The organism is Bacillus sp. ME78, from assembly GCF_903970865.1.
GTDB lineage: Bacteria > Bacillota > Bacilli > Bacillales > Bacillaceae_G > Bacillus_A > Bacillus_A cereus.
On record NZ_CAJCKK010000001.1, the window covers coordinates 493,658 to 520,466 of the forward strand.

The following is a 26,809-nucleotide window of genomic DNA, read 5'->3' on the forward strand; positions in this document are numbered from 1 at the left end:
AAAGGGTGGCTTCTTCCTTGCACCCTAGTCTTACATGACTAGGGTATTTTTATGCAAAGGTTGTTATAAAAATACAAAAGTGGTAACATAAAAATCAGAAAGATGAGGGATGACGATGAGCCATTTGTTAACGATGAGTGAATTATCGGAAGTAGAAATTTCAGAAATCCTAAAAGACGCAGAAGATTTTGCGAATGGAAAAGAGAGCAAAACGACAGAGCAAACTTTTGTTGCAAACTTGTTCTTTGAGAATAGTACGAGAACGAGATTTAGCTTTGAAGTTGCTGAGAAGAGATTAGGACTAGATGTTTTAAACTTTTCAGCTGATGCATCTAGCGTACAAAAAGGAGAAACTTTATACGATACGATAAGAACACTAGAATCAATCGGAACAAAAGCAGTGGTCATCCGCCATGAGCAAGATCGCTACTTCGATGAACTAAAAGATCAGGTGAATATCCCGATCTTAAACGCTGGAGATGGATGTGGAAACCACCCAACGCAGTGCCTACTCGACCTTCTTACAATTAAACAAGAGTTTGGAAGATTTGAAGGTTTGAAGATTGCAATAGTAGGAGATGTTCGTCATAGCCGAGTAGCACGTTCTAATGCAGAAGCATTAACGAAGCTTGGTGCAACAATTTACTTTGCAAGTCCAGAAGAGTGGAAAGGTGAAGACAACACATTTGGAACATACAAACCATTAGATGAACTTGTTCCAGAAGTGGATGTAATGATGTTACTCCGTGTACAACATGAGCGTCATGATCATTATGAAACAGACATTATGAAAGAATATCATGAGAAACACGGATTAACAGTAGAAAGAGAAAAGCGTATGAAAGAAGGAAGCATTATTATGCATCCAGCTCCTGTAAACCGTGATGTTGAAATTGCAAGTGAACTTGTTGAGTGTGAGCGTTCACGCATATTTAAACAAATGGAAAATGGAGTTTACGTAAGAATGGCTGTACTAAAACGCGCCTTACCAAATGTATTAGGAGGAATGAAACATGAATTACTTGTTTAAAAATGGTCGTTATATGAATGAAGAAGGAAAAATTGTAGCAACAGATCTTCTCGTACAAGACGGTAAAATCGCTAAGGTAGCAGAAAATATTACGGCAGATAATGCTGAAGTAATCGATGTGAACGGAAAGTTAATCGCACCTGGATTAGTAGATGTACACGTACATCTTCGTGAACCAGGTGGTGAACATAAAGAAACAATTGAAACAGGTACACTAGCAGCGGCAAAAGGTGGATTCACTACAATTTGTGCAATGCCAAATACACGTCCAGTACCAGATTGCAGAGAACATATGGAAGACTTGCAAAATCGTATTAGAGAAAAAGCACATGTCAACGTACTACCATACGGAGCAATTACAGTACGTCAAGCTGGTTCTGAAATGACAGATTTCGAAACATTAAAAGAACTTGGAGCATTTGCTTTCACAGATGACGGCGTAGGCGTACAAGATGCGAGCATGATGTTAGCGGCTATGAAACGTGCAGCAAAATTAGATATGGCAGTAGTTGCGCACTGTGAAGAGAATACGCTTATTAATAAAGGTTGTGTACATGAAGGGAAGTTTTCTGAGAAACACGGATTAAACGGTATCCCATCAGTATGTGAATCTGTACATATTGCAAGGGATATATTGCTTGCGGAAGCAGCAGATTGTCACTATCACGTATGTCACGTAAGTACGAAAGGTTCAGTACGTGTAATCCGTGATGCGAAACGCGCTGGAATTAAAGTAACAGCAGAAGTAACACCACATCACCTAGTGTTATGTGAAGATGATATTCCATCAGCTGATCCTAATTTTAAAATGAACCCACCGCTTCGTGGAAAAGAAGACCATGCAGCATTAATTGAAGGTTTATTAGATGGAACGATCGATATGATCGCAACTGACCATGCACCGCATACAGCGGAAGAGAAAGCACAAGGAATTGAAAGAGCACCATTCGGAATTACTGGTTTTGAAACAGCATTCCCGCTTCTATACACAAACCTTGTGAAAAAAGGAGTTATTACGCTAGAACAATTAATTCAATATTTAACAGAAAAGCCAGCTGATACATTCGGCTTAGAAGCAGGTCGCCTGAAAGAAGGTAGAACAGCTGATATTACAATCATTGATTTAGAACAAGAAGAAGAGATTGATCCAACAACATTCTTATCAAAAGGAAAAAATACACCATTCGCAGGTTGGAAATGCCAAGGATGGCCGGTAATGACAATCGTTGGTGGTAAGATCGCATGGCAAAAGGAGAGTGCATTAGTATGAAAAGACAACTTATCTTAGAAGATGGAACAGTATTAATTGGAAAAGGTTTCGGAGGAGAAATCGAAAAGTCAGGTGAGGTTGTATTTACAACAGGAATGACTGGATATCAAGAAACATTATCTGATCCATCATATTGCGGTCAAATCGTAACATTCACGTACCCATTAATCGGAAACTACGGCATTAACCGTGACGATTTCGAATCGATTCACCCATCTGTAAATGGTTTAATCGTAAACGAAATTTGTGATCATCCATCAAACTTCCGTAATGAAATTTCGTTAAATGATTACTTAAAAGAAAGAAACATCCCGGGATTAGCAGGAATTGATACGAGAAAATTAACGAGAAAAATTCGTCAATACGGTACATTACGCGGACGCCTTTGTAACATGGATGCAGATGTAGAATACATCGTGAGCCAATTAAAAGCGACAGTATTTACAGATCACGTGAAACGCGTATCAACGAAAGATCCATACCCAAGTCCAGGACGCGGACACCGAGTTGTACTTGTAGACTTTGGAATGAAACATGGTATTTTACGAGAATTAAATAAGCGTGACTGTGATGTAATTGTAGTTCCTTACAACACAACAGCAGAAGAAATTTTACGCCTTAGCCCAGATGGAATTATGTTAAGTAACGGACCTGGGGATCCAAAAGATGTACCAGAAGCAATTGAAATGTTAAAAGACATTATCGGTAAAGTTCCTTTATTCGGAATTTGCCTAGGACATCAATTGTTCGCTCTAGCATCTGGTGCAAATACAAGTAAGTTGAAATTCGGTCACCGTGGTTTAAACCACCCAGTAAAAAATCTTGCAACTGGAAAAGTAGCAATTACATCTCAAAACCATGGTTACGCAGTAGAAGAAGAATCAGTTGAAAATACAGAGCTTGAAATTACACATGTTGCTTTAAATGATGGAACAGTAGAAGGTCTTCGTCATAAGAAGTTCCCAGCATTTACAGTACAATACCATCCAGAAGCTTCAGCAGGACCTGAAGATGCAAATGATTTATTCGAAGATTTCTTAGCAATGATTGAAAACTTCAAGAAAGAAGGGGAAGAGTTATGCCAAAACGCCTAGACATTAACACAATTTTAGTAATCGGATCAGGACCAATTGTAATTGGGCAAGCAGCGGAGTTTGACTACTCTGGTACACAAGCTTGTCAATCTCTAAGAGAAGAAGGTTACAAAGTAATCCTTGTTAACTCTAACCCAGCAACAATTATGACAGATACTGCAACAGCAGATAAAGTATATATCGAACCATTAACATTAGAATTCGTAAGCCGTATTATTCGTAAAGAACGTCCAGATGCAATCTTACCAACATTAGGTGGTCAAACAGGGTTAAATATGGCTGTTGAACTTGCGAAATCAGGCATACTTGAAGAATGCGGAGTTGAAATTTTAGGAACGAAATTATCAGCCATCGAGCAAGCGGAGGATCGCGATTTATTCCGTACATTAATGCAGGATTTAAATGAACCAATTCCATCTAGTACGATCATTCATACGCTGGAAGAAGCACATGAATTTGTAAAAGAAATTGGTTATCCAGTTATTGTTCGCCCAGCATTTACAATGGGAGGAACAGGTGGCGGAATTTGTAGTAATGAAGAAGAACTAATTGAAATCGTATCCGGTGGATTAAAACATAGTCCAGTAACACAATGTTTATTAGAAAAGAGCATTGCTGGTTGTAAGGAAATTGAATATGAAGTAATGCGTGATTCGAATGATAACGCGATTGTAGTATGTAACATGGAAAACATCGATCCAGTTGGGGTTCACACAGGTGATTCTATCGTAGTAGCACCAAGCCAAACATTAAGCGACCGTGAATATCAAATGTTACGAAACACTTCATTACGAATTATTCGTGCATTAGGAATTGAAGGTGGATGTAACGTTCAGCTTGCACTAGATCCACATAGCTTCCAATACTATGTAATCGAAGTAAACCCACGTGTAAGTCGTTCATCTGCACTAGCATCTAAAGCGACTGGATATCCAATTGCAAAATTAGCAGCGAAAATTGCAGTCGGCTTAACATTAGATGAAATCATAAACCCAGTAACACAAAAAACTTACGCTTGCTTCGAGCCAGCATTAGACTATGTTGTTTCAAAAATTCCACGCTGGCCATTTGATAAGTTTGAATCAGCAAACAGAACACTTGGTACACAAATGAAGGCAACTGGTGAAGTTATGTCAATCGGACGTAACTTAGAGCAATCATTATTAAAAGCGGTTCGTTCTTTAGAGCTTGGCATTTATCACTTAGAATTAGACCACTTAAAAGAACTTGATAAAGAAACAATGAAAAAACGCATTATTAAAGCAGACGATGAGCGATTGTTTATTGTAGCAGAAGCAATTCGTCAAGGTGTAACGAAAGAAGAAATCAACGAATGGTGTGAAATGGACTTCTTCTTCTTACAAAAAATTGAAAACATCGTAAATATGGAACGCGAAGTAAAAGCGAATGTAGGAAATATGGAAGTACTACAAGCTGCGAAAGAAATGGGCTTCAGTGATCACTACATTGCAGCTGCTTGGAACAAAACGGAGCGTGAAATTTACGATATGCGTAAAGAAAGCAATATAACTCCTGTTTATAAAATGGTAGATACTTGTGCGGCAGAGTTTGAATCTGCAACACCATACTACTACAGCACATATGGTGATGAGAATGAATCGGTGATAACAGATCGTAAGAGTGTTGTTGTACTAGGGTCTGGTCCAATCCGTATCGGTCAAGGGGTTGAGTTTGACTATGCAACAGTTCACTCTGTATGGGCAATTAAAGAAGCTGGATATGAGGCAATCATTGTTAATAACAATCCAGAAACAGTTTCAACAGACTTCAGTATTTCTGACAAATTATACTTTGAACCATTAACAATCGAAGATGTAATGCACATCATTGATTTAGAAAAACCAGAAGGCGTTATTGTTCAGTTCGGTGGACAAACGGCAATTAACTTAGCGGCGAAATTAGAGGCTCACGGTGTGAAAATCTTAGGAACATCACTTGAAGACTTAGACCGTGCAGAAGATCGTGATAAATTTGAAGCTGCTTTAACAAAACTTGGTATCCCGCAACCAGTTGGTAAAACAGCAACGACTGTAGAACAAGCGGTAGCAATCGCAGAAGAAATTGGTTATCCAGTATTAGTAAGACCATCTTACGTACTAGGTGGACGTGCGATGGAAATCGTATATCGTCAAGAAGAACTGCTGCACTACATGAAAAATGCAGTTAAAGTTCATGCAGATCACCCAGTATTAATCGACCGTTACATGGTTGGTAAAGAAATTGAAGTAGATGCAATTTCAGATGGTGAGAATGTATTCATTCCAGGTATTATGGAACATATTGAACGCGCTGGAGTTCACTCTGGTGACTCAATTGGAGTATATCCGCCACAAAGTTTATCTGAAAAACTAAAAGAACAAATCATTGAACATACAATTGCACTTGGAAAAGGATTAAACATTGTTGGATTACTAAATATCCAGTTTGTAGTATTCAAAGATCAAGTGTACGTAATTGAAGTAAACCCACGTGCAAGCCGTACAGTACCGTTCTTAAGTAAAATTACAGGCGTACCGATGGCGAATGTTGCAACGAAAGTTATTTTAGGGCAAGACCTAGTAGAGCAAGGATACGGAACGGGCTATCACCCAGAAGAGAAAGAAGTATATGTAAAAGCTCCGGTATTCTCATTCGCGAAACTACGTTCAGTTGATACAACATTAGGACCTGAAATGAAATCAACAGGGGAAGTAATGGGTAAAGACTTAACGCTTGAAAAAGCATTATATAAAGGATTAGTTGCTTCAGGAATTAACATCCCAACGCACGGATCAGTAATCATTACTGTAGCGGATAAAGATAAAGAAGAGGCGATGGAAATTGCAAAACGTTTCCACGAAATCGGCTATAACTTATTAGCAACAGCTGGAACAGCACAATCATTAGAAGAGCAAAATATCCCAGTACAAGTTGTAAACAAAATTGATTCTGAAGACTACAACTTACTAGATATTATCCGTCAAGGAAAAGCACAGTTTGTAATTAACACATTAACAAAAGGTAAACAACCAGCGCGTGATGGTTTCCGCATTCGCCGTGAATCAGTAGAAAATGGTGTGGCTTGCTTAACATCACTTGATACAACAAGAGCAATCTTACGAGTATTAGAATCTATGACATTCTCAGCTCATTCAATGAAAGAAATTACGCAAACAAAGCGTCACGAGGTGGTACATGCATGATGCAAAAGCAAAATATGATCGTCGTTAATCAAAAAGAAATCGCAAAAAACATTTACGAGTTAGTGCTTCAAGGAACTTTAGTACAGCAAATGAACGAACCAGGGCAGTTTGTACACATTAAGGTAGCAGAGGGCATTGCGCCCCTTCTGCGCCGCCCGATTAGTATTTGTAATGTAGATCAAGAGAAGAACGAATTTACAATGCTATATCGTGCGGAAGGACAAGGGACAAAAACATTAGCAACTAGAAAACAAGGTGAAATGGTAGACGTACTAGGACCACTAGGACACGGTTTTCCTGTAGAAGAAGCTGAAGCTGGTCAAACAGCTTTACTAGTAGGCGGGGGGATTGGTGTACCACCACTTTATGAACTATCACAGCGCCTCGTTGCAAAAGGTGTACGTGTAATTCACATCTTAGGTTTTCAAACGAAAGATGTAGTTTTCTATGAAGAAAAATTTGCAGAACTTGGTGATACGTACGTTGCGACAGTAGATGGTACACACGGTACAAAAGGATTTGTCACAGATGTAATTGATAATTACGGAATTGACTTTGATATTCTTTATTCATGTGGTCCGTTAGCGATGCTTCGTGCATTAGAAGGACGTTATAAAGAGAAAAAAGCCTATATTTCATTAGAAGAACGTATGGGCTGCGGTATTGGAGCTTGTTTCGCATGTGTATGCCACTTACAAGAAGATCCAAGTGGACATTCTTACAAGAAGGTGTGTAGCGACGGACCAGTATTTCCAATCGGGGAGGTTGTACTATGAACAGATTGCAAGTTGAATTACCAGGATTATCATTAAAAAATCCAATTATACCGGCATCTGGATGCTTTGGATTTGGTCGTGAATATGCACAGTTTTACGATTTAAGTGTACTAGGATCAATCATGATTAAAGCGACGACAGAACAACCACGCTATGGAAATCCAACGCCTCGTGTTGCTGAAACACCGGGCGGCATGTTAAATGCGATCGGACTTCAAAACCCAGGGTTAGAAAAAGTAATGAATTCTGAATTACCATGGTTAGAACAATTTGACCTTCCAATCATTGCGAACGTTGCAGGCTCACAAGCTGAGGATTATGTAGCGGTTGCAAAGGAAATTTCTAAAGCGCCTAATGTCCATGCACTAGAATTAAATATTTCTTGTCCGAACGTAAAAACAGGTGGTATCGCCTTTGGTACAAATCCTGAAATTGCTGCTGATTTAACGAAGCGAGTAAAAGAGGTTTCTGAAGTACCTGTATACGTGAAGTTGTCACCAAACGTGGCAAACATAGTGGAAATTGCAAAAGCGATTGAAAATGCAGGTGCAGATGGTTTAACGATGATTAATACATTGCTTGGTATGCGTTTAGATTTAAAAACAGCTAAACCAATTTTAGCAAACCGTACAGGCGGATTATCAGGTCCTGCGATTAAGCCAGTAGCAATTCGTATGGTACATGAAGTAAGCCAAGCGGTTAACATTCCAATTATTGGAATGGGTGGTATTGAAACAGCGGAAGATGTAATTGAATTCTTCTACGCTGGCGCAAGCGCAGTTGCAGTAGGTACAGCGAACTTTATCGATCCGTTCGTATGTCCGACAATTATTGAAGAGTTACCAGCATTACTAGATGAATTAGGATTTAATCACATTTCGGAATGTCAAGGAAGGAGCTGGAAGCAAACATGTCACAGTCGTTAATCGTTGCACTAGATTTTCCAGGGAAACAAGATGTAGAACAATTCTTGCGCCACTTTGAAGGGGAAGAGTTATTTGTCAAAGTTGGTATGGAGTTATTTTACAAAGAAGGCCCTGCAATTATTACGTACTTAAAAGAAAAAGGACATAAGATTTTTCTAGATTTAAAACTTCATGATATTCCGAATACAGTAAAAAGCGCTATGCGTAGCCTAGCTAGTCTAGATGTTGATATGGTAAATGTTCATGCTGCTGGGGGAAGCAGCATGATGAAAGCTGCGATTGAGGGATTAGAGGAAGGTAAGCAAGAAGGAAAAGAGAGACCGATTTGCATTGCAGTTACACAACTAACAAGCACTTCGGAAGCTATGATGAAAAAAGAGATCGGCATTGAGAAGACGTTAGAAGAAGCGGTTGCTCATTATGCAAAACTAACGAAAGAAAGTGGACTTGATGGCGTTGTTTGCTCAACGCTTGAAGTTCCAAAATTACGTGAAGTATGCGGAAATGAATTTGTAACAGTAACACCGGGGATTCGTCTTGCAAGCGATGATGTAAATGACCAGGTGCGCGTAGCAACACCGAAACGTGCGAGGGAACTTGGCTCAAGCTACATCGTAGTTGGACGTAGCATTACAAAAGCAGAAAATCCGCTTGAAGCGTATAAAACAGTAAAACAACAGTGGGAAGGTGTAACAGTATGAAAAAAGAAATCGCATCGCATTTATTAGAAATTGGAGCAGTATTTTTACAACCGAATGATCCATTCACATGGTCTTCAGGTATGAAATCACCAATTTATTGTGATAACCGTTTAACTTTATCTTATCCAAAAGTACGTCAAGCGATTGCAGCTGGATTAGAAGAGTTAATTAAAGAGCATTTCCCAACTGTAGAAGTTATTGCAGGAACAGCAACTGCTGGTATTGCGCACGCTGCATGGGTAAGCGATCGTATGGATTTACCAATGTGCTACGTACGTAGTAAAGCAAAAGGCCACGGTAAAGGGAATCAAATTGAAGGAAAAGCTGAAAAAGGTCAAAAAGTTGTAGTAGTAGAAGACTTAATTTCAACTGGCGGAAGTGCAATTACATGTGTAGAAGCACTTCGCGAAGCTGGCTGTGAAGTATTAGGAATCGTATCAATCTTCACATACGAGCTAGAAGCAGGAAAAGAAAAGCTAGAAGCAGCTAACGTAGCATCATATTCTTTAAGTGATTACAGTGCATTAACTGAAGTTGCAGCAGAAAAAGGTATGATCGGACAAGCTGAAACGAAAAAATTACAAGAGTGGCGTAAAAATCCAGCTAACGAAGCTTGGATCACAGCGTAACATGAAAAAAACGACCGCGGGGGAACGCGGTCGTTTTTTATATTATTGTTAAAACTTCATGTAAAGAACAGATAGTAGGAATATCGTACTTAAGTTGTGAGTTATCTCGATTTAACCATATCCCTTGCATCCCAGCTGCTGTACTACTAATCGCATCAGTCTCTAATCGATCGCCAATATAATAGCAATCTTTCATTTCAAGGTTCGATTGTAATACGGTTCTGTGAAAAATTTCAGGATCTGGTTTCGATATACCAAGTTCACTAGAAGTAAATATATATTTGAAATGTTTTAAAATGTTTAGGGCAGTTAATTTTTCGACTTGTTGTTCATAGTCACCATTACTAATGATACCTAATGAGTGACCGCCTTGCTGCAAGTTCTGTAATGTATAGTGTACATCTTCAAACGCGGTCCAGTTGTTCTTATATAGTTCTATATATTGATTGAATCTATGCTGAGATTCTTTGGGTGATAGGTTTACTCCATATGTTTTAAATAAATGATACATTCGCATTACTTGTTGTTCTTGAAAAGATAATTCCCTGGATAAAAATTTGTTGAAATATTCTTCTGATAATTCATGCCAGACTTTCGTTGCCTCTAATTCATTGCCTGAAAAAATAGTATTATATATTTGAAAAAAATCTATAATACCATTTCTTTCAGCAGCCTCATAATCAAGTAAAGTTCCATCAATATCAAAGAAAATCATATTGCTGTCTCCTTGCTAACAACTATTTAGCGTTTTCAGCAACCTCATATCCTTTCACAAACAATAGAGTCATATAAGAAACGATAAACGAGAAGATGCTGTACATGCCAACCCAAAAGAAAAATTTTGGAGTAAAGGCGATAACACCTATTATTAAAAAACTAGCAAACGTTACAATCGGCATTACGTAATACGTTTTCGTTTTGCGTGTTCCAATAACAGATACGATAAAGATAAATAATGGACAAATTAATAAGACGAAAATCAATTCATTCATAGGTATGTCCCCTTTTCTAATTGCAGTAATCTGTTTCTCGTAAACGTTTTGAAATAATTACTCTCCTAATATAATTTCGCTAAGTAATAACGAATCCCTCTTGAAAACTGATAATTCATGATGAATTTTACAAGCAAAAAACGTAAGCAAGAGAACACTTGCTTACGTTATAGGATAAACATTGCAACGATCGTGGTGACAATTAAACCGATAACAACCGGTAAAAAGTTTCGGCGTGCAAATTCAAATGGATCGACTTTACAAATCGCAGCAGCAGGAATAAGTGCCCAAGGAATTAACGTCCCGCCCCCGGTCCATATAGCTGCAATTTGCCCGAGTGCTGTTAATGTAGCTGTTCCATGGCCAAGTGCTGTTCCAAAAAGATTGGCAATGGAACCAGCAAGTGATATACCTGAAAAACCTGATCCATCTAAGCCGGTAATGACACCAACGATGGTTAATGTCCCTGCCGATACATATTGATTTAAAGGAACAGTTTGAGATAAAGCGATGCCTAAGTCGTTAATGATTCCATGTGAACCTTTCGGTAAATAGTCCCCGATAATTTTCACAAAGCCACTATCTCCTAAATAAAAGAGTGCAGCAATAGGAATAACTGGTCCGAAAATTTTAAAGCCAAATTGGAGCCCTTCTATGAAATAATCGGTCGTTTTATTCAGTCCATTACCTTTGTAGGCGATGAGAGAAATGATGATAATCATAATAACAGTTGTTCCGCCGATAAGTGCAGTTGCGTCGCTTCCTTGTAGTTGAAATTGAATCATGCAAAGGATATCAATGATATATACGATAGGGATACAAATAGCGAGCCATTTCTTTGTGCGAGGAGATAATGAAGTGAGCGTTTTAGAAGACTCAGTTGATAGAATAGATTCTTGTATAGCTAAGCCTGTATGAAACTCTTTTCGTAAGAAGAAAAAAGCGACGGAAGTTGTCACAACGCCCATAACGATAACGAGTGGAACACTTGCAGATACGACGCTGGAAACAGGGAGACCAGCAGCGTCTGCGGTTAATTTTGGTGCGCCTTGTATAACGAAGTCGCCGGATAAAGCAATGCCATGACCGAATAAGTTCATAGCAATTGCTACTCCAATTGGAGGAAGACCGACACGTACAGCAACCGGTAATAAAATAGCTCCCATTAAGGCGACAGCGGGAGAAGGCCAAAAGAAGAAAGAAATTGTCATCATCAAAAGGCCAATAATCCAGTAGGCGAGGGTAGGGGTACGGATCATCTTTGTAAATGGTGAAATCATTGTATCATTTATACCGGTATGAACGAGTAAATTGCTCATGGATACAATAATAGAAATGATTAATATAGTTGGTAATAGCTCAGTAATGGCGTAAATAAAACTTTGAAAAATGCCGCTAACGGCAAGAGGGATAGAACTTGTAGCAGTTAATGCTAATAAAAAGATAAAAACGATACAAATAATTGTAGTATCTTTCCGGAGAATAAAAAAGGTAATAATAGTGAGTAAACAAATAACATAGAGAGCGTGTAATAGCGTTAATTCAACTCCCATAACATTCACATCCTTAGGCAATCGTGTAGTTTATTGTATGAAAGTAGGGAAAGTATGTGAGTATAAGAAACAGAAAAAAAGGTAAAATTTCATGTACTGCAATGGTAAGGATAAAAAATGGATGTTACAATACAATTAATCCTAAAAATGGAATTCGAGGAGGGCTTATGCACAAAAAAAATGGATTTTTGGGATTTATCATATCTTGTAGTCTATTAATCATTTTAAAGCTATTTACAAACAATGAATGGATAAGTATTATACCTGTTTTCGGGTTTGTATTTATACTTTTATATAACTGGGATGGTATGAAACAATACAGTAAAAAGTATCGGAATTATGATAGGTATCATCGTTGTTTGCTCATTGTTCGCAGGGGTTATTTTAATAGAGGGTCAGAAACAAATGGAGAAAATGTCTATTTTTCAAGAATGGATGTCTTCTGCAAATGGTCTTTATCTTGTAATAATAGTTGTTATTTTTCTAAGAATTGTTATAAGTATAGCAAGTTACATATTAAAGGAGAAGTAGAATGGGGGAGTACGAATGAGAGAAAAAATAGGATATTATGGTGTGCTAGTTTGTTTACTATTATCAATTATTTCAGGACAATTTCTTAACAGTGAATGGGTACCAGTTATATTATGTATAGGAGTATTGATTTTTGCTCCTATGTATCGCTGGAATGAATGGAAAGCATATAGTCGAAAAAAGAAAATGGTTTTCAGCATCGAATTTGTCATTATAATCAGCACAATTCCGTTTTTGTTATGGAAAGGAAATGAGATAATAGATGGAATTGTAATGTTTCAAGGGTGGTTGTTTATTGCGAAAATGCTATATTTAATATGCATTTTAATGTTGGTAGTGGTAGTCACTAAAATAGTAAACGAAAAGCTATTCGTTAATGAATAAAAGAAAATGCCACCTTATTCGGTGGCATTTCCTCATTTTACTGCATGAGCTTTTTGCATCTTTTTAATTAAACGAATTTGTCCACGATGATTGATTTCATCTTCAAAAACGTGAAACCACTTAAAATAGTTATTTGCTGGTTTGTCATACCAAAAGTCTGTCGTTTTAAATAACCATTCATCAGGTAACGATTGAAAAGTCTCGATTGTTTTGGAACGTACTTCTTGTAATGTATTTATGTAAAATTCTATAGCGTTTCCTTTTATTTTCTCACGCCCAAGATCGCCTAATTCAATGCCAGGTAACCAGCGTTCTAATTCAGCCTCCGTTGGTTCACGGTCTTCAAAAGTATGAATCTGGTAGTAAAATTCAATAGCAGCCATATGATACAATAACATGCCAATTGAATTTGCTTCCTTATCATATAAATAATCAAGTTCTTCAATTGTTAAACTTTCCACTGCTTGCATTGTTGTATAGCGAGCGTAATTCATCATGGAAACAAGCTTTGAAAATTCTACATGTAAACCCTCCAATTTATCAATTACAAAATTCAATTAAAATTCCCCCTCTTTAAATGAATACTCCAGAGAAGGAATTCTATGTGCAAAAAAAGTTTTGTTTAAACCTTCATAATATTAACAAGGGATTATAATTAGTTCTCTATTTGATTTTGTAATAACGTCATAACCATCTTTGGTGATGACAATATCATCTTCGATTCTACAACCGCCCCAGTTCGGTATGTAAATGCCCGGCTCAACTGTAACAACCATACCTTCTTGTAAAGTTGCCTTGCTTTCTTGGGATAAGCGAAGTGGTTCATGTATTTCTAACCCAAGACCGTGCCCGGTAGAGTGGCCAAAGTATTGACCGTATCCATGTTCTGTAATGTAATTCCTCGTTATATCATCGATACTTTTCGCAGTTTCTCCAGGCTTAATTGCTTCAGTCCCACGCTTTAACGCTTCTCGTACAACATTGTATATTTTTTGGAATTCTTCCGATGGTTCCCCGATTGCTACGGTACGTGTTATATCGGAACAATATCCGTCGTAAAGTGCACCGAAGTCTAATGTAACGATATCGCCTCGTTCGATTATTTTATTTGATGCAACTCCATGGGGAAGTGAAGAACGAACGCCTGAGGCTACAATGATTTGGAATGAAGAAGATGTGGCCCCTTTTTTTCGCATGAAAAATTCTAACTCATCTCGAACGTCAGTCTCGCTTATTCCAGGCTTTAGAAATGTAACAATATGGTGAAATGCTTCGTCAGCGATTGTAGCTGCGATTTTCATTGTTTCTATTTCAGATGTGTCTTTAATAAGTCGAATATCTTCAATAATCTCACACACTGGAACCATTTCTGTATGTATATATTTTTGTAGTTTCTTAAATTGTTGCAAAGTCATATTATTGTCTTCTATACCAAGTTTTTGAATGTTTAATTTTGATACTTGATTTGCAACTTCTTCTTCTAAATTTCCTTTATGCATAATAATTTCTGCTGCTTTTATTTCCGTTTTTGCTTGATCTACGTAACGGAAATCAGTAATGAAAATAGCTTTATGCGCAGCGATTAAGACAACGCCTGCGCTACCTGTAAAGTTTGTTGCGTATTGACGGTTTTCTTTTTTTGTAATAAGTAACCCGTCGATTCCGTAATTATGTAGTTGTTTTTGGATGTTAGTTATTCTTACATTCATTTTAATTCCTCCTTTTTACATTAATAAAGCAAGAATTGTGCCAGTATATTTATTTAGAATAAAAGAGAAGAGGGTAGCTGTGTGTCAAAAAAACTAGACGAATGTAAAATAAATATATATAAAATTTTTACAGTAAGTTTTTATGTGACTGAACAATAATATAAACTCGCAAACGAAAATCTTTTTAATTTAAATATTATATTTTTTGTATAAACGAATTAAGTTAATTGGTATAATAAGGGATTGTTACGTTTTTTATAGGTAAAGAGATGTAACGAAAAAAACTGGGTTAAGGAATGTGAGTGTATGAAGAAATTAAGTAAAGTAATGTCATTTTGTTTGGCCGCTAGTATGCTTGTTATAACGGGGTGTGAAACAAGTGAACACAAAGTTCAAGTAAATGAAACGATTGAACAGCTTGATGAAGCGCCAGAAGTGACAGAAAAAGAAGCGAAAAAGATTGTAAGAAAGAGTGTAGATGGAATAGCAAATGCGTTTAGTGAGATGGAAAAAGAAAATGGATGGAGCCGAAATAATCCTGGGGATTTAGAGACAGCTAAAAAAGGAGTTAAAGGATTGGTTTCAGAAAAGTTTGTAGAGAATCAGCTTCCTAAGTCGCTTGCAACATTTAATCGATCAAGAGAGACGGATATGTTACCATTCCCTATTAATATTAAACCGAACATGAGATTAACATATTCACAGAAAAAAGATATTTTAACGATTGAGACTATCACACCTTCAAATGATATGGGAAATGAAGCAGAGATATGGGAATTTATTTTCGTTTATAAAGATGGAAAATGGTTAATAGATAAATGGTCATCGCATATACCTAGCGATTTAAAACTTACGAAGGAAGAAGCTAGTGAATTTCTGAAAATTCAAGGCTTTAAGAATGTTGATTTTGTTAAAGAAGAAGACAGTGGTGACAAAAAATATATTTTTAAAGAAAATGCTAGATTAATTGCTGTAGATGCAAAAACATCGGTTATTACATATAATTTAGATGAGCAAAAACAGGAAAAGGTAGCAAGAGAAAATAATAGTCAAGATCAAGAAACGGTTAAGGCAAATAGTGTGAGTTCACAAGTTACATCTAAAGAAGAGAAGCAACCTAAAAAAGAAACTTCGTCAGCGATAGGCAAAACTAAGGTTTTAAATGAGTTAGCTGCTCTAGAAAATCAAGAAACACATGCAAATGTTGCGTCAGATAATGACATAGTAAATGAAATAGAAGGAAATTATGAACTGTGGGATAATAAACTAAATGAAATTTACAGTACATTAAAAAGTACGATGTCACCTGATGCGTTTCAGTCATTAAAAACGAAACAAATTGCGTGGGTTAAAGAAAAAGAAAGTAAAGTTAAAGCAATTGGTACTGATACAAATAACGGAACGATGAGGCGTATAGAAGCTTCAGAAGAGAAATATAAGATGACAAAAGCAAGATGTTATGAATTAGTAAATGGGTATATGAACTAGTGTGAACGAATATAAAAAATGCGTTGCTTATAAGCAACGCATTTTTGTATTTACGCTTTTAATTTCATTACAATATCAGCATCTGGTGTTACATATACGGTTTGCTGATTGTCGTACGTAACAAAACCAAGTTTTGCACCACTCGGTTTTTTCACATGGCGTATTTTAGTGAAATCAACAGGTACAGAGCTAGACTCTTTCGCTTTACTGTAATAAGCGGCAATTTTGGCAGCTTCTAGTAAAGTTTCTTCAGCAGGCTCTAAAGAACGAATGACAACGTGAGAGCCAGGTATGTCTTTCGTATGTAACCAAATTTCATCACGGCGGGCAAACTTCGTTGTTAAATAATCATTTTGTTTATTGTTTTTACCAACGAAAATCTCTGTGCCATCACTTGCTAAATATTTATCTAATACTGGCTTAGTAGGCTTTTTCTTTGCGTTTTTCGTTTTGCGATTGCGCACATAACCTTCTTCAGCTAATTCCTCACGAATTTCTTCAATATCTTTTGAAGAAGCAGCTTCCATTTGTTGAAGTAAGCTATCAAAATAAAGAATTTCTTCATTGGTTTTTTCAATTTGTTCTTCTACAACAACAACTGAATTTTTTGCTTTTTGATACTTTTGGAAATAGCGTTGTGCATTTTCGGATGGTGTTTTTAAAGGATCTAATGTGATTTTTACAGTTCCGCCATTTTCATCGTAATAATTAACGACCTCAATATCTTTATCGCCTTTTTTCAAAGCGTACATATTAGCTGTAAGTAGCTCTCCAAATAGTTGATATTTATCTGCTTTTCCAGCATCTTGCAGTGTTTTTTCGAGTTTAATGAGTTTTTTCTCGTTTTTATTTTTTTCATTTTGCATAAAGCGTTCTAAATCATGAGCTTGTTGTTTTACACGATCGCGCTCTGCTTTTCCGAAAAAGAAACGATCAAGCAATTCACTAACAGATGAGAACGTCTTATCTTCTCCTTGCAAGTGTGCAAGAGGGAAAAGATAAAAGAATTCTTTCCCATTTGAAGTAGTCATCGCTGGTGAATATGTATGAGTTAATAATGGTTTTTGTATGGAGAAAAATGCATCCGCTAATGCTTTTTCATTTACCATACCAGCTTTTTTCACTACTTCTTTTGCGAATAACGGGGATATTCCCGTAAAGGTGCCGACAAGCTGTTTATCCATGTTTCCAGATAGAAAGTCTAGTGGTCTAATAAATTCATCATTTGTTTCAATCTGAAGTGGGTTAATTTTATGTTGTGCTGGTGGTGCAATATATTCAGCTCCAGCGTATACAGTACGATGGCGGTTTACCGCTAAAGATATGTGTTTTAAGCTATCTAAAATAACGTTTGTTTTCGTATCTACTAAGATAATGTTACTATGTCGGCCCATTATTTCGATTACTAATGTTTTTAATGATTCGTCTCCAATTTCATTCCGACTGCGAACTGTAATTTGAATAATACGTTCTAAGTCAATTTGTTCAATTTTTTCAATAAACCCACCTTCTAAATGTTTACGAAGAAGCATACAAAACATTGGCGGTATTGCTGGTGAATCGTAGTTTTGATTCGTTAAGTGCAGACGCGCATATGTAGGGTGAGACGAAAGAATTAGTTTTTGGTTCTTTCCGTTTGCTCGAATATGTAATAAAATCTCATACTTTGAAGGTTGATATATTTTGGAAATTCTTCCTGTGTAAAGAGAATTTGCAATTTCATGTGTAATTGCTCTTGTAAATAATCCATCGAATGCCATAAATGAACACTCCTTTCTAACTAAAAGTTAATTATAGCATTTTTTTGGACGAGGCTGAATAAGCTTTCAATAGAGTATGTCTGGAATCAGGAGGTCGATGGCAGGATGAACTGGTATGGAATGCGGGCACATGAAGTGGAAGAAAGAACGAATACGAATGTAAAGGTTGGACTTACAGAGAAAGAAGCAGAAGGGCGCGTAAAGAAATTTGGTACTAATGAATTAGAAGAAGCAAAAAGGCCTTCTGCACTAATGGTATTTTTAGCACAGTTTAAAGATTTCATGGTACTCGTTTTGTTTGGAGCAACAATTGTTTCTGCGTTTTTAGGTGAATACATTGATTCTATTGCTATTGTTGCCATTGTTATTATCAATGGTATTCTCGGATTTTTTCAAGAAAGAAAAGCTGAAAAATCATTGGAAGCTTTAAAGGAACTAGCCGCTCCACAAGTTACTGTAATGCGGAATGGAAAGTGGGTAAAAGCACCATCTAAAGCACTTGTTTTAGGTGATATTATTAAGTTTTCCAGTGGTGATCGTATTGGGGCTGATGTGCGTCTTGTTGAAGCATCAAGTTTATATATTGAAGAGTCTGCTTTGACAGGGGAGTCCGTACCTGTACAAAAGAAGGTAGAAGCATTGCAAGGGCAAGATGTTGCAATTGGTGATCAAAAAAATATGGCTTTTATGGGGACAATGATTACGCGAGGATCTGGTACAGGAGTCGTTGTAGCAACTGGTATGAATACAGCGATGGGGCAAATTGCAAATATGTTACAAAATGCAGAGCAAATGGAAACACCACTGCAAAGAAGGTTAGAACAGCTCGGAAAAATATTAATTATTGTGGCTCTTATTTTGACAGCACTCGTTGTATTAGCTGGTGTGTATCAAGGGAATGAAGTATATCATATGTTTTTAGCTGGTGTGTCTCTGGCTGTTGCGGCTATTCCAGAAGGGTTGCCGGCAATTGTTACAGTAGCTTTATCACTTGGTGTACAGCGTATGATAAAAAAGAGAGCAATTGTACGAAAGTTACCAGCCGTAGAAACGTTAGGTTGTGCTTCTGTTATATGTTCTGATAAAACGGGAACAATGACGCAAAACAAAATGATGGTAACACATATGTGGTCAGGCGGAGAATTGTGGAAAGTGACAGGGCAAGGATATGAACCTAATGGCTCTTTTATGAAAGGTGAAAAAGAAGTGAATCCAGCTAAGACAAAAGCACTTTATCAGCTACTTACATTTGGTTCACTATGTAACAATGCAAATATTATTCAAAAGAAAAAGGCGTACGTATTAGATGGAGATCCAACAGAGGGAGCGCTTGTAGCTGCAGCAATGAAAGCTGGGATAACATGTGAGGCATTGAAAGGGAAATTTGAAGTTATTCGTGAATTTCCATTTGATTCAACTCGAAAAATGATGAGTGTTATTGTACGAGATCGAGAGGGGAAAAAGTTTATTGTTACGAAGGGAGCACCGGATGTTCTTTTACAAATGAGTCAAACGATTTTATGGGGGGATAAGCAACAGCCGTTAAGTGAGCTATATAGAAAAGAAGTACAGGCGGCTATTCATAGCTTAGGTAGTCAAGCGCTTCGAACAATTGCAGTTGCGTTTAAACCTTTAAAAATAACGGATTCTATTGAACATGAAAGAGACGTTGAAAAAGATTTTATGTTGGTTGGGATACAAGGTATGATTGACCCACCAAGACCAGAAGTGGCGCAGGCGGTAAAAGAGTGTAAAGAAGCTGGTATTCGAACAGTAATGATTACAGGTGATCATAAAGTGACAGCAATGGCGATTGCTGAACAATTAGGAGTTTTGCCACCAGATGGACGCGTTGTTGAAGGAGTAGAACTCGCGAATATGGATGTGGAGGAATTAGAAAATGTTGTAGAAGATACGTATGTATTCGCTCGTGTATCACCTGAACATAAATTAAAAATTGTTAAGGCACTGCAAAATCAAGGGCATATAGTAGCGATGACAGGTGATGGAGTGAACGATGCTCCAGCTATAAAAACAGCGGATATTGGGATAGCGATGGGGATTACAGGGACAGATGTTGCAAAAGAAGCCTCTTCACTTGTTTTACTAGACGATAATTTTGCTACAATTAAGTCAGCGATTAAAGAAGGAAGAAATATATACGAGAACATACGTAAGTTCATCCGATATTTATTAGCATCAAATGTTGGAGAAATTTTAGTTATGTTATTTGCGATGTTACTTGCATTACCCCTGCCGATGGTTCCTATTCAAATTTTATGGGTGAACTTAGTTACTGATGGTTTACCAGCGATGGCATTAGGTTTGGATAAGGCTGAAGGAGATGTGATGAAGAGAACGCCGCGCCACCCGAAAGAAGGGGTATTCGCTAGAGGGCTTGCGTGGAAAATAATAAGTCGAGGTTTTTTAATTGGGGCAGTGACGTTAGTAGCGTTTATTATTGCGTATAACCAACATCCAAATGAACTGAAATATGCACAAACTGTAGCGTTCGCGACGTTGGTACTTGCTCAGCTTATTCATGTATTTGATTGTCGTAGTGAGCATTCTGTCTTTCATCGTAATCCATTTGGGAACGTGTATTTAGTAGGGGCGGTTATCATTTCATTACTACTCATGCTAGTGGTGATATATTATCCACCGTTACAACCGATTTTTAGCACAATGCCGATACAAGCAAGAGATTGGTTATTAATTGGAGGTTTGTCATCAATTCCGACTTTCTTACTAGTAGGTTCTTTATTAACAGGGAAAAAGGCGAAAAAGAAAAAGCCAATGTTATATAAGAAGGGATTAAACTTGAAATAGTCAATGTTATGAAAATGTGATATAATTTACAGAAGGTAGTAGAGCCTTGTCTCTATTACCTTTTTCATTGAGTTATTTTATGGCTTGGATGTGATAAAAATGATTTCTAGTATGACAGGGTTTGGAAGATCGAAAGTAGAAAGTGATACTTTTCAAATTACAGTAGAAATGAAATCGGTGAACCACCGTTTTTTAGAGATGAGTATTCGACTTCCTAAGCAAATGATGGTATTTGAGGACAAAATTCGTAAAATAATTGCACAGCAAGTTCGACGTGGACGCATTGAAGTGTCTATTAGTATAGCAGGTGAAGGACTTGTTGAAAGAAAATTAAGTGTGAATTGGTCACTTCTTGAGCAGTACCAATCGATGATGGAAGATATAAAAGGAAAGTTTCAATTACAAGATTCTATTACACTCGAGCAATTAATGGCAATGCCAGAAGTAACAGCAATTGAAGAAATAGAAAATGTAAATGAACATTTTGAGAACAGTTTATATGAGGCTGTTCGTCAAGCTGCTCATATGTTGAAAACGATGAGAGATGACGAAGGAGAACGATTACATAAAGATATAGCGTATCGTTTACAAGAGATTAGCAATTGTGTAAATGCAATTATTCCACATGCACCAATTGTTACACAAAAATATCGTGAACGATTAGAAAATCGCTTAAAAGAATTACATAATCAAGAGTTAGATGAACAAAGATTGCTAACAGAAGTCGCAATCTTTGCAGAGCGTTGTGATATTCATGAAGAGTTAGTTCGTTTGCAAAGTCATTTAGAGCAATTTCGTGAAACATTGCAGATTGAAGAGCCTGTTGGAAGGAAAATGGATTTCATCGTGCAAGAGATGCATAGAGAAATTAATACGATTGGTTCTAAGGCAAATGACTTAACAATTTCAAAATATGTTGTAGAAATGAAAAATAACCTTGAAAAAATTCGTGAACAAGTACAAAATATTGAGTAGCTTTCAAAAAATATATAAAGTTATACGTGGTGGAGAAATCGGATAGACTTACTAGGAGGCGCAAACTATGGCCATGCGGTTTTTAAATATTGGATACGGAAATATTGTATCTGCTCATCGAATTATTGCTATTGTAAGTCCGGAGTCAGCTCCTATTAAACGAACAGTACAAGAAGCACGCGAACATAATGCTTTGCTTGATGCTACGTATGGGAGAAAAACAAGGGCGGTTATTGTTATGGATGATGGGCATGTTGTATTAAGTCCAATTCAACCAGAGACGATTGCACATCGTTTGAATAATAAAGAAGATTTAAGTGAGGAAGGGTAGGTTTTACATATTTATGAGAAGTAGAAGAGGATTGCTCATCGTTCTTTCAGGGCCTTCTGGGGTTGGAAAAGGAACGGTTCGTAAAGAGCTGTTTAGCCATGAGGATACACGTTTTCAGTACTCTATTTCAGTAACGACACGTAAGCCGCGTGAAGGTGAAGTAGATGGTGTGGATTATTTCTTTAAAGAAAGAGAAGAATTTGAGGAAATGATTCGTAATGAAAGATTACTTGAGTGGGCTGAGTTCGTAGGTAATTATTACGGAACACCAATTGACTATGTTGAAAAAACATTACAAGAAGGAAAAGATGTATTCTTAGAAATTGAAGTGCAAGGAGCAATTCAAGTTAAGAAAGCTTTCCCAGAAGGTGTATTTATTTTCTTAGCACCTCCAAGTTTATCTGAACTAAAGAGCCGTATTGTCGGACGTGGTACAGAGACTGAAGATGTTATTGAAAATCGTTTAACTGTAGCGAAAGAAGAAATCGAGATGATGGACGCTTACGACTATGTAGTAGAAAACGATCAAGTTGAATTAGCTTGTGATAGAATTAAAGCAATTGTGGTTGGCGAACATTGCCGCCGCGAAAGGGTAGCAAAATATTATAAAGAAATGACGGAGGGTCTATAATTATGTTAAATCCATCAATTGACTCATTACTACAAAAAATCGATTCTAAGTACACATTAGTAACAGTGGCTGCAAAACGCGCACGTGAAATGCAACTTGCTAATAACTGTGTTGTAGAGCAACCTGTTTCTCATAAATGTGTAGGTAAAGCATTAGAAGAAATCGATGCAGAAGCATTAAGCTACGTACCAAGTGAAGATAAAGTAGCTGAATAAGCCTTTGCCTTCGACAAAATAAAACATAGACTTTATAATTTTCTATGTAACGGTAACAACCTATTTACAAGTAGGTTGTTATTTTTTTACGAAAGGAATGAAATATTGGTACTGACGAGCTGGGAATTCTATTTCAGTATTATAAGTTTGAAAAAGAAAGAGGACGAGTCATATGCTAAAAGGGAAAAAGATACTTCTATGTGTAACAGGAGGCATTGCGGTTTTTAAAGCAGCTGCGTTAACGAGTAAATTGACACAATCTGGCGCGATTGTAAAAGTAATGATGAGTGAGTCGGCAATGAAGTTTGTTACGCCTCTTACATTCCAAGCGCTTTCTCGCCATGATGTATATACGGATACGTTTGATGAGAAAGACTCGGCTGTTATTGCTCATATTGATTTAGCAGATTGGGCGGATGTTGTACTTGTCGCACCTGCTACTGCCAATTGTATTGGAAAGTTAGCTGGTGGTATTGCAGATGATATGATTACAACTACTCTGTTAGCTACTACAGCCCCGGTATGGATTGCGCCTGCTATGAATGTGCATATGTATGAAAATAAAATTGTTCAAAAAAATATGATGACATTGAAAACGCTAGGATATACATTTATTGAGCCTGGGGAAGGCTTTTTAGCATGTGGATATGTAGCGAAGGGACGACTAGAAGAACCTGAAGCGATTATTGCACGGTTAGAGGAAGCTTTCTCAGAACACAAACCATTGCAGGGAAAAAGAATATTAATAACTGCTGGCCCAACACGTGAAAAAGTTGATCCAGTTCGTTTTATGACGAATTTTTCTTCTGGAAAAATGGGGTATGCGATTGCAGAAATGGCGGCGAATTTAGGCGCTGATGTTATACTCGTTTCAGGACCGACAGCATTAAATCCACCGTTACATGTAACGACAGTGCAAGTGGAATCTGCACAAGATATGTTAGAAGCAGTTCTTCAACATTATCAAAACGTAGACGTTGTCATTAAAACAGCAGCAGTTGCAGATTATCGTCCGAAATATGTTCATGATAATAAAATGAAAAAGCAAAATGGTGATGCTGTCATTGAACTCGAAAGAACGGTGGATATTTTAAAAACGTTAGGTCAGAAAAAGGATAAACAGTTACTTATCGGTTTTGCTGCTGAAACGACAAATGTAGAGGAATATGCAACGAAAAAACTACGTGAGAAAAATGCAGATATGATTGTCGCGAATGATGTAAAAGCGCAAGGAGCTGGATTTGGCACGGATACGAATATTGTAACAATGTATAGAAAAGATGGAAAAGTTATTGAGTTACCACTTTTACTGAAAAAAGAGGTAGCTCGTGAAATATTAAAGCAAATTGAAATGATGTTAGAAGATGATCGTTTATGAAATTTGCAAGTGTAATTGTTGATGTACCTGCCCGTCAGACAGATCGACCATTTGATTACATTATCCCTGAAAAATGGGAAGATATTGTACAGACAGGAATGCGTGTAGTAGTTCCGTTTGGGCCAAGGAAATTACAAGGTTTTATTATTGGGATTAAAGATTCGGTGGATGTAGAAAGTAAGAAGTTAAAGACAATCCATGAAATATTAGATGTAACACCGGTTTTAAATGATGAATTATTAAAGCTTGGATATTGGCTTACAAGTGAAACGTTATGCTACATGATTTCAGCTTTTCAAGTGATGCTTCCAACTGCGATAAAAGCAACGTATAAAAAACGTCTACAAATTTGTAAGCAGGAAGAAATAGCATCTGAAATACTATATTTATTTCAGGATAAAGAAGCAATTGATTTTGAAGTAATCGAGCAGCAGCCACATTTATACCGGACTATTCAACAAGAAATTAAAAATGGTACGGTTGAAGTCGTTTATCAAGTGAAAGATAAAGTACAAAAGAAGAAGCAAAGAGTTGTTCAGCCGGAGTTGCCAGAAGATAAATTGGAATTAGCGGCATTTGAACTGAAAAGTAAAAAACAACAAGATGTACTTTATTATTTTGTGGAAAATTATAAAAGTGTACCGTTGAAAATAATTACAGAAGAGTTACAAATAACAGATGCTCCAATAAAAGCACTTGTTAAAAAGGGCTTCATTTCAGAAAAGTATGTGGAAGTATACCGAAATCCGTATGACGATGATGATTTTGAACAAACGAAACCATTTCCACTTACGGAGGAACAAAATCAAGTTATTACACCGATTTTATCATCAATTACAAATGAAACTTATAATCCATTTTTACTATATGGTGTTACAGGAAGTGGAAAGACAGAAGTATATTTACAATCTATAGCAGCAGTGCTCGAGAAAGGAAAAGAAGCTATCGTTCTTGTTCCTGAAATTGCACTAACGCCCCAAATGGTGGATCGTTTTAAAGGTAGGTTTGGCTCGCAAGTTGCAGTTCTTCATAGTGCGTTGTCTGTTGGAGAAAAGTATGACGAGTGGCGTAAGATTTTAAGAAAAGAAGTGAAAGTTGTAGTTGGTGCGCGTTCAGCCGTTTTTGCGCCTTTTGAGAATTTAGGGATTATTATTATTGATGAAGAGCATGAATCAAGTTACAAACAAGAAGATAATCCGAGGTATCATGCAAGAGATGTAGCTATCTGGAGAGGGCAATATCATAAATGTCCTATCGTTCTTGGTAGTGCGACACCAACACTTGAATCGTTTGCAAGGGCGAAAAAAGGTGTTTATGAACTACTAACAATGGAAAAACGTATGAATGAACAAGCTTTACCAACGGTAGAGATTGTTGACATGCGAGAAGAACTTCGTGACGGGAATAGATCAATGTTTTCTAAGGCGCTGCATGAAAAAATAGCAGATCGATTAGAAAAGAAAGAACAGATGGTACTATTTTTAAATAGAAGAGGTCATTCTACATTTGTTATGTGCCGTGATTGTGGATATGTTGTACAATGTCCGCATTGTGATATTTCATTGACATATCATAAAATGAATCATCGTTTAAAATGTCATTATTGTAGTTATGAAGAAAATATGCCAACTGAGTGTCCTGCTTGTCAAAGTACATACATTCGTTTCTTTGGTACAGGTACACAAAAGGTAGAAGAAGAAATTACAAAACTATTTCCAGAGGCGCGAGTCATTCGAATGGATGTAGATACGACAAGTCGAAAAGGAATGCATGAAAAATTATTAAAGGCGTTTGGGGAAGAAAAAGCAGATATACTACTTGGAACACAAATGATTGCTAAAGGATTAGATTTTCCGAAAGTAACTCTTGTTGGGGTTTTAACTGCAGATACGATGCTTCACTTACCTGATTTTCGGGCAAGTGAAAAGACATATCAGTTATTGACGCAAGTAAGTGGACGAGCGGGTAGACATGAATTGCCAGGGGAAGTTGTGATTCAAACATATACGCCAGAACATTACAGTATAGAGTTAGCGAAGAACCAACAATATGATGTGTTTTTTGACCAAGAAATGCAAATGAGGCGAACAAGACAATATCCCCCATATTACTATGTTGTACTCATAACCGTATCTCATCCAGAATTATTAAAAGCGGTGCAAGTGACGGAAAAAATTGCCTCGTATTTGCGAACGTATTGCTCACAGCAAACAATGGTGTTAGGACCAGTTGCTTCAGCAATTCCAAGGATAAAAGATAGATATCGTTATCAATGCATGATAAAATACAAACGGGAACCAAACTTAAAGAACGTGCTCAAAATGGTAAATGAACATTATCAAGCAGAAATGCAAAAAGAGCTACAAATCTCAATTGATTTTAATCCAACAATGTTAATGTAGCG

Annotated in this window: 23 protein-coding genes and 1 pseudogene; 18 read left to right on the forward strand and 6 right to left on the reverse strand. The window is 37.0% G+C overall.

Annotated features, from left to right (window positions below; translation table 11 throughout):
- Nucleotides 1–115: 115 nt before the first annotated feature.
- From pyrB to pyrE, 8 genes are read left to right on the forward strand one after another with little or no spacing between them, the layout of a single operon-like run.
- Nucleotides 116–1,030, forward strand: a complete 915-nt coding sequence (gene pyrB / locus H6481_RS02740) for an aspartate carbamoyltransferase (RefSeq protein ID WP_000018860.1) — start codon at nucleotides 116–118, stop codon at nucleotides 1,028–1,030.
- A complete protein-coding gene (gene pyrC / locus H6481_RS02745) occupies nucleotides 1,014–2,300 on the forward strand; it encodes a dihydroorotase (protein WP_065485049.1) in 1,287 nt (428 codons plus the stop codon). The genes pyrB and pyrC overlap by 17 nt, the downstream gene beginning before the upstream one ends.
- A complete protein-coding gene (locus H6481_RS02750) occupies nucleotides 2,297–3,394 on the forward strand; it encodes a carbamoyl phosphate synthase small subunit (protein WP_000828670.1) in 1,098 nt (365 codons plus the stop codon). The genes pyrC and H6481_RS02750 overlap by 4 nt, the downstream gene beginning before the upstream one ends.
- A complete protein-coding gene (carB, locus tag H6481_RS02755) occupies nucleotides 3,379–6,597 on the forward strand; it encodes a carbamoyl-phosphate synthase large subunit (protein ID WP_001126128.1) in 3,219 nt (1,072 codons plus the stop codon). Before H6481_RS02750 ends, carB begins: the two co-directional genes overlap by 16 nt.
- Nucleotides 6,594–7,373: a dihydroorotate oxidase B electron transfer subunit gene (pyrK, locus tag H6481_RS02760; protein ID WP_000983359.1), complete on the forward strand. Its 780-nt coding sequence runs from the start codon at nucleotides 6,594–6,596 to the stop codon at nucleotides 7,371–7,373. Before carB ends, pyrK begins: the two co-directional genes overlap by 4 nt.
- Nucleotides 7,370–8,299, forward strand: a complete 930-nt coding sequence (gene pyrD, locus H6481_RS02765; protein WP_061659886.1) for a dihydroorotate oxidase B catalytic subunit — start codon at nucleotides 7,370–7,372, stop codon at nucleotides 8,297–8,299. The genes pyrK and pyrD overlap by 4 nt, the downstream gene beginning before the upstream one ends.
- Entirely contained in the window at nucleotides 8,284–9,000 is a 717-nt protein-coding gene (pyrF, locus tag H6481_RS02770; RefSeq protein ID WP_000083496.1) for an orotidine-5'-phosphate decarboxylase, read from the forward strand. Before pyrD ends, pyrF begins: the two co-directional genes overlap by 16 nt.
- A complete protein-coding gene (gene pyrE / locus H6481_RS02775; protein WP_000711449.1) occupies nucleotides 8,997–9,629 on the forward strand; it encodes an orotate phosphoribosyltransferase in 633 nt (210 codons plus the stop codon). Before pyrF ends, pyrE begins: the two co-directional genes overlap by 4 nt.
- 37 nt (nucleotides 9,630–9,666) lie before the next feature.
- On the opposite strand, the gene H6481_RS02780 is transcribed toward pyrE, so the two are convergent.
- From H6481_RS02780 to H6481_RS02790, 3 genes are all read right to left on the reverse strand, one after another.
- Nucleotides 9,667–10,344, reverse strand: a complete 678-nt coding sequence (locus H6481_RS02780; RefSeq protein WP_053563752.1) for an HAD family hydrolase — start codon at nucleotides 10,342–10,344, stop codon at nucleotides 9,667–9,669.
- A 22-nt stretch (nucleotides 10,345–10,366) separates the two neighbouring features.
- Complete coding sequence (locus H6481_RS02785) at nucleotides 10,367–10,621, reverse strand: YbeF family protein (RefSeq protein WP_001003915.1); 255 nt, start codon at nucleotides 10,619–10,621, stop codon at nucleotides 10,367–10,369.
- 167 nt (nucleotides 10,622–10,788) lie between these two features.
- The gene (locus tag H6481_RS02790; RefSeq protein ID WP_182811002.1) at nucleotides 10,789–12,174 is read right to left on the reverse strand and encodes a hypothetical protein; all 1,386 of its coding nucleotides are present in this window, start codon (nucleotides 12,172–12,174) and stop codon (nucleotides 10,789–10,791) included.
- Nucleotides 12,175–12,341: 167 nt separating this feature from the next.
- Between H6481_RS02790 and H6481_RS02795 the strand changes: the two are divergent.
- Both H6481_RS02795 and H6481_RS02800 read left to right on the forward strand, forming a co-directional pair.
- A pseudogene (locus tag H6481_RS02795) lies at nucleotides 12,342–12,705 on the forward strand (YoqO family protein).
- 15 nt (nucleotides 12,706–12,720) lie between these two features.
- The gene (locus H6481_RS02800; RefSeq protein WP_001208250.1) at nucleotides 12,721–13,089 is read left to right on the forward strand and encodes a YoqO family protein; all 369 of its coding nucleotides are present in this window, start codon (nucleotides 12,721–12,723) and stop codon (nucleotides 13,087–13,089) included.
- Between the two features lie 32 nt (nucleotides 13,090–13,121).
- Here the strand turns inward: H6481_RS02800 and H6481_RS02805 are convergent, their stop codons facing one another.
- Both H6481_RS02805 and H6481_RS02810 read right to left on the reverse strand, forming a co-directional pair.
- The gene (locus H6481_RS02805; RefSeq protein WP_001012056.1) at nucleotides 13,122–13,646 is read right to left on the reverse strand and encodes a DUF664 domain-containing protein; all 525 of its coding nucleotides are present in this window, start codon (nucleotides 13,644–13,646) and stop codon (nucleotides 13,122–13,124) included.
- Between the two features lie 81 nt (nucleotides 13,647–13,727).
- The gene (locus tag H6481_RS02810; RefSeq protein WP_001102865.1) at nucleotides 13,728–14,798 is read right to left on the reverse strand and encodes a Xaa-Pro peptidase family protein; all 1,071 of its coding nucleotides are present in this window, start codon (nucleotides 14,796–14,798) and stop codon (nucleotides 13,728–13,730) included.
- 306 nt (nucleotides 14,799–15,104) lie between these two features.
- On the opposite strand from H6481_RS02810, the gene H6481_RS02815 reads away from it, so the two are divergent.
- Nucleotides 15,105–16,286, forward strand: a complete 1,182-nt coding sequence (locus tag H6481_RS02815; RefSeq protein WP_098852188.1) for a lysozyme inhibitor LprI family protein — start codon at nucleotides 15,105–15,107, stop codon at nucleotides 16,284–16,286.
- A gap of 50 nt (nucleotides 16,287–16,336) precedes the next feature.
- On the opposite strand, the gene H6481_RS02820 is transcribed toward H6481_RS02815, so the two are convergent.
- Nucleotides 16,337–18,046: an NFACT RNA binding domain-containing protein gene (locus H6481_RS02820; RefSeq protein ID WP_000863271.1), complete on the reverse strand. Its 1,710-nt coding sequence runs from the start codon at nucleotides 18,044–18,046 to the stop codon at nucleotides 16,337–16,339.
- Between the two features lie 105 nt (nucleotides 18,047–18,151).
- On the opposite strand from H6481_RS02820, the gene H6481_RS02825 reads away from it, so the two are divergent.
- From H6481_RS02825 to priA, 7 genes are all read left to right on the forward strand, one after another.
- Nucleotides 18,152–20,875 (forward strand): calcium-translocating P-type ATPase, SERCA-type, encoded by a 2,724-nt coding sequence (locus H6481_RS02825; RefSeq protein ID WP_182811004.1) that lies wholly within the window; start codon nucleotides 18,152–18,154, stop codon nucleotides 20,873–20,875.
- Between the two features lie 99 nt (nucleotides 20,876–20,974).
- Nucleotides 20,975–21,850: a YicC/YloC family endoribonuclease gene (locus H6481_RS02830; RefSeq protein ID WP_000625865.1), complete on the forward strand. Its 876-nt coding sequence runs from the start codon at nucleotides 20,975–20,977 to the stop codon at nucleotides 21,848–21,850.
- Between the two features lie 67 nt (nucleotides 21,851–21,917).
- Entirely contained in the window at nucleotides 21,918–22,181 is a 264-nt protein-coding gene (locus H6481_RS02835; RefSeq protein WP_001251456.1) for a DUF370 domain-containing protein, read from the forward strand.
- Nucleotides 22,182–22,194: 13 nt separating this feature from the next.
- Complete coding sequence (gmk, locus tag H6481_RS02840; protein ID WP_001257742.1) at nucleotides 22,195–22,812, forward strand: guanylate kinase; 618 nt, start codon at nucleotides 22,195–22,197, stop codon at nucleotides 22,810–22,812.
- Between the two features lie 2 nt (nucleotides 22,813–22,814).
- The gene (rpoZ, locus tag H6481_RS02845) at nucleotides 22,815–23,027 is read left to right on the forward strand and encodes a DNA-directed RNA polymerase subunit omega (protein ID WP_000933961.1); all 213 of its coding nucleotides are present in this window, start codon (nucleotides 22,815–22,817) and stop codon (nucleotides 23,025–23,027) included.
- A gap of 172 nt (nucleotides 23,028–23,199) precedes the next feature.
- Nucleotides 23,200–24,405, forward strand: coding sequence for a bifunctional phosphopantothenoylcysteine decarboxylase/phosphopantothenate--cysteine ligase CoaBC (gene coaBC / locus H6481_RS02850; protein WP_182811006.1), 1,206 nt, complete (start codon nucleotides 23,200–23,202; stop codon nucleotides 24,403–24,405).
- On the forward strand, nucleotides 24,402–26,807 hold the full coding sequence (gene priA, locus H6481_RS02855) for a primosomal protein N' (protein WP_182811008.1): 2,406 nt from the start codon (nucleotides 24,402–24,404) through the stop codon (nucleotides 26,805–26,807). Before coaBC ends, priA begins: the two co-directional genes overlap by 4 nt.
- Nucleotides 26,808–26,809 lie beyond the last annotated feature (2 nt).

Excerpts from the sequence above, each read along its gene's own strand:
- pyrB (WP_000018860.1), top strand. The coding sequence starts at position 116 with ATGAGCCATTTGTTAACGATGAGTGAATTATCGGAAGTAGAAATTTCA.
- pyrC (WP_065485049.1), top strand. The coding sequence starts at position 1,014 with ATGAATTACTTGTTTAAAAATGGTCGTTATATGAATGAAGAAGGAAAA.
- H6481_RS02750 (WP_000828670.1), top strand. The coding sequence starts at position 2,297 with ATGAAAAGACAACTTATCTTAGAAGATGGAACAGTATTAATTGGAAAA.
- carB (WP_001126128.1), top strand. The coding sequence starts at position 3,379 with ATGCCAAAACGCCTAGACATTAACACAATTTTAGTAATCGGATCAGGA.
- pyrK (WP_000983359.1), top strand. The coding sequence starts at position 6,594 with ATGATGCAAAAGCAAAATATGATCGTCGTTAATCAAAAAGAAATCGCA.
- pyrD (WP_061659886.1), top strand. The coding sequence starts at position 7,370 with ATGAACAGATTGCAAGTTGAATTACCAGGATTATCATTAAAAAATCCA.
- pyrF (WP_000083496.1), top strand. The coding sequence starts at position 8,284 with ATGTCACAGTCGTTAATCGTTGCACTAGATTTTCCAGGGAAACAAGAT.
- pyrE (WP_000711449.1), top strand. The coding sequence starts at position 8,997 with ATGAAAAAAGAAATCGCATCGCATTTATTAGAAATTGGAGCAGTATTT.
- H6481_RS02780 (WP_053563752.1), bottom strand. The coding sequence starts at position 10,344 with ATGATTTTCTTTGATATTGATGGAACTTTACTTGATTATGAGGCTGCT.
- H6481_RS02785 (WP_001003915.1), bottom strand. The coding sequence starts at position 10,621 with ATGAATGAATTGATTTTCGTCTTATTAATTTGTCCATTATTTATCTTT.
- H6481_RS02790 (WP_182811002.1), bottom strand. The coding sequence starts at position 12,174 with ATGGGAGTTGAATTAACGCTATTACACGCTCTCTATGTTATTTGTTTA.
- H6481_RS02800 (WP_001208250.1), top strand. The coding sequence starts at position 12,721 with ATGAGAGAAAAAATAGGATATTATGGTGTGCTAGTTTGTTTACTATTA.
- H6481_RS02810 (WP_001102865.1), bottom strand. The coding sequence starts at position 14,798 with ATGAATGTAAGAATAACTAACATCCAAAAACAACTACATAATTACGGA.
- H6481_RS02815 (WP_098852188.1), top strand. The coding sequence starts at position 15,105 with ATGAAGAAATTAAGTAAAGTAATGTCATTTTGTTTGGCCGCTAGTATG.
- H6481_RS02820 (WP_000863271.1), bottom strand. The coding sequence starts at position 18,046 with ATGGCATTCGATGGATTATTTACAAGAGCAATTACACATGAAATTGCA.
- H6481_RS02825 (WP_182811004.1), top strand. The coding sequence starts at position 18,152 with ATGAACTGGTATGGAATGCGGGCACATGAAGTGGAAGAAAGAACGAAT.
- H6481_RS02830 (WP_000625865.1), top strand. The coding sequence starts at position 20,975 with ATGATTTCTAGTATGACAGGGTTTGGAAGATCGAAAGTAGAAAGTGAT.
- H6481_RS02835 (WP_001251456.1), top strand. The coding sequence starts at position 21,918 with ATGGCCATGCGGTTTTTAAATATTGGATACGGAAATATTGTATCTGCT.
- gmk (WP_001257742.1), top strand. The coding sequence starts at position 22,195 with ATGAGAAGTAGAAGAGGATTGCTCATCGTTCTTTCAGGGCCTTCTGGG.
- rpoZ (WP_000933961.1), top strand. The coding sequence starts at position 22,815 with ATGTTAAATCCATCAATTGACTCATTACTACAAAAAATCGATTCTAAG.
- coaBC (WP_182811006.1), top strand. The coding sequence starts at position 23,200 with ATGCTAAAAGGGAAAAAGATACTTCTATGTGTAACAGGAGGCATTGCG.
- priA (WP_182811008.1), top strand. The coding sequence starts at position 24,402 with ATGAAATTTGCAAGTGTAATTGTTGATGTACCTGCCCGTCAGACAGAT.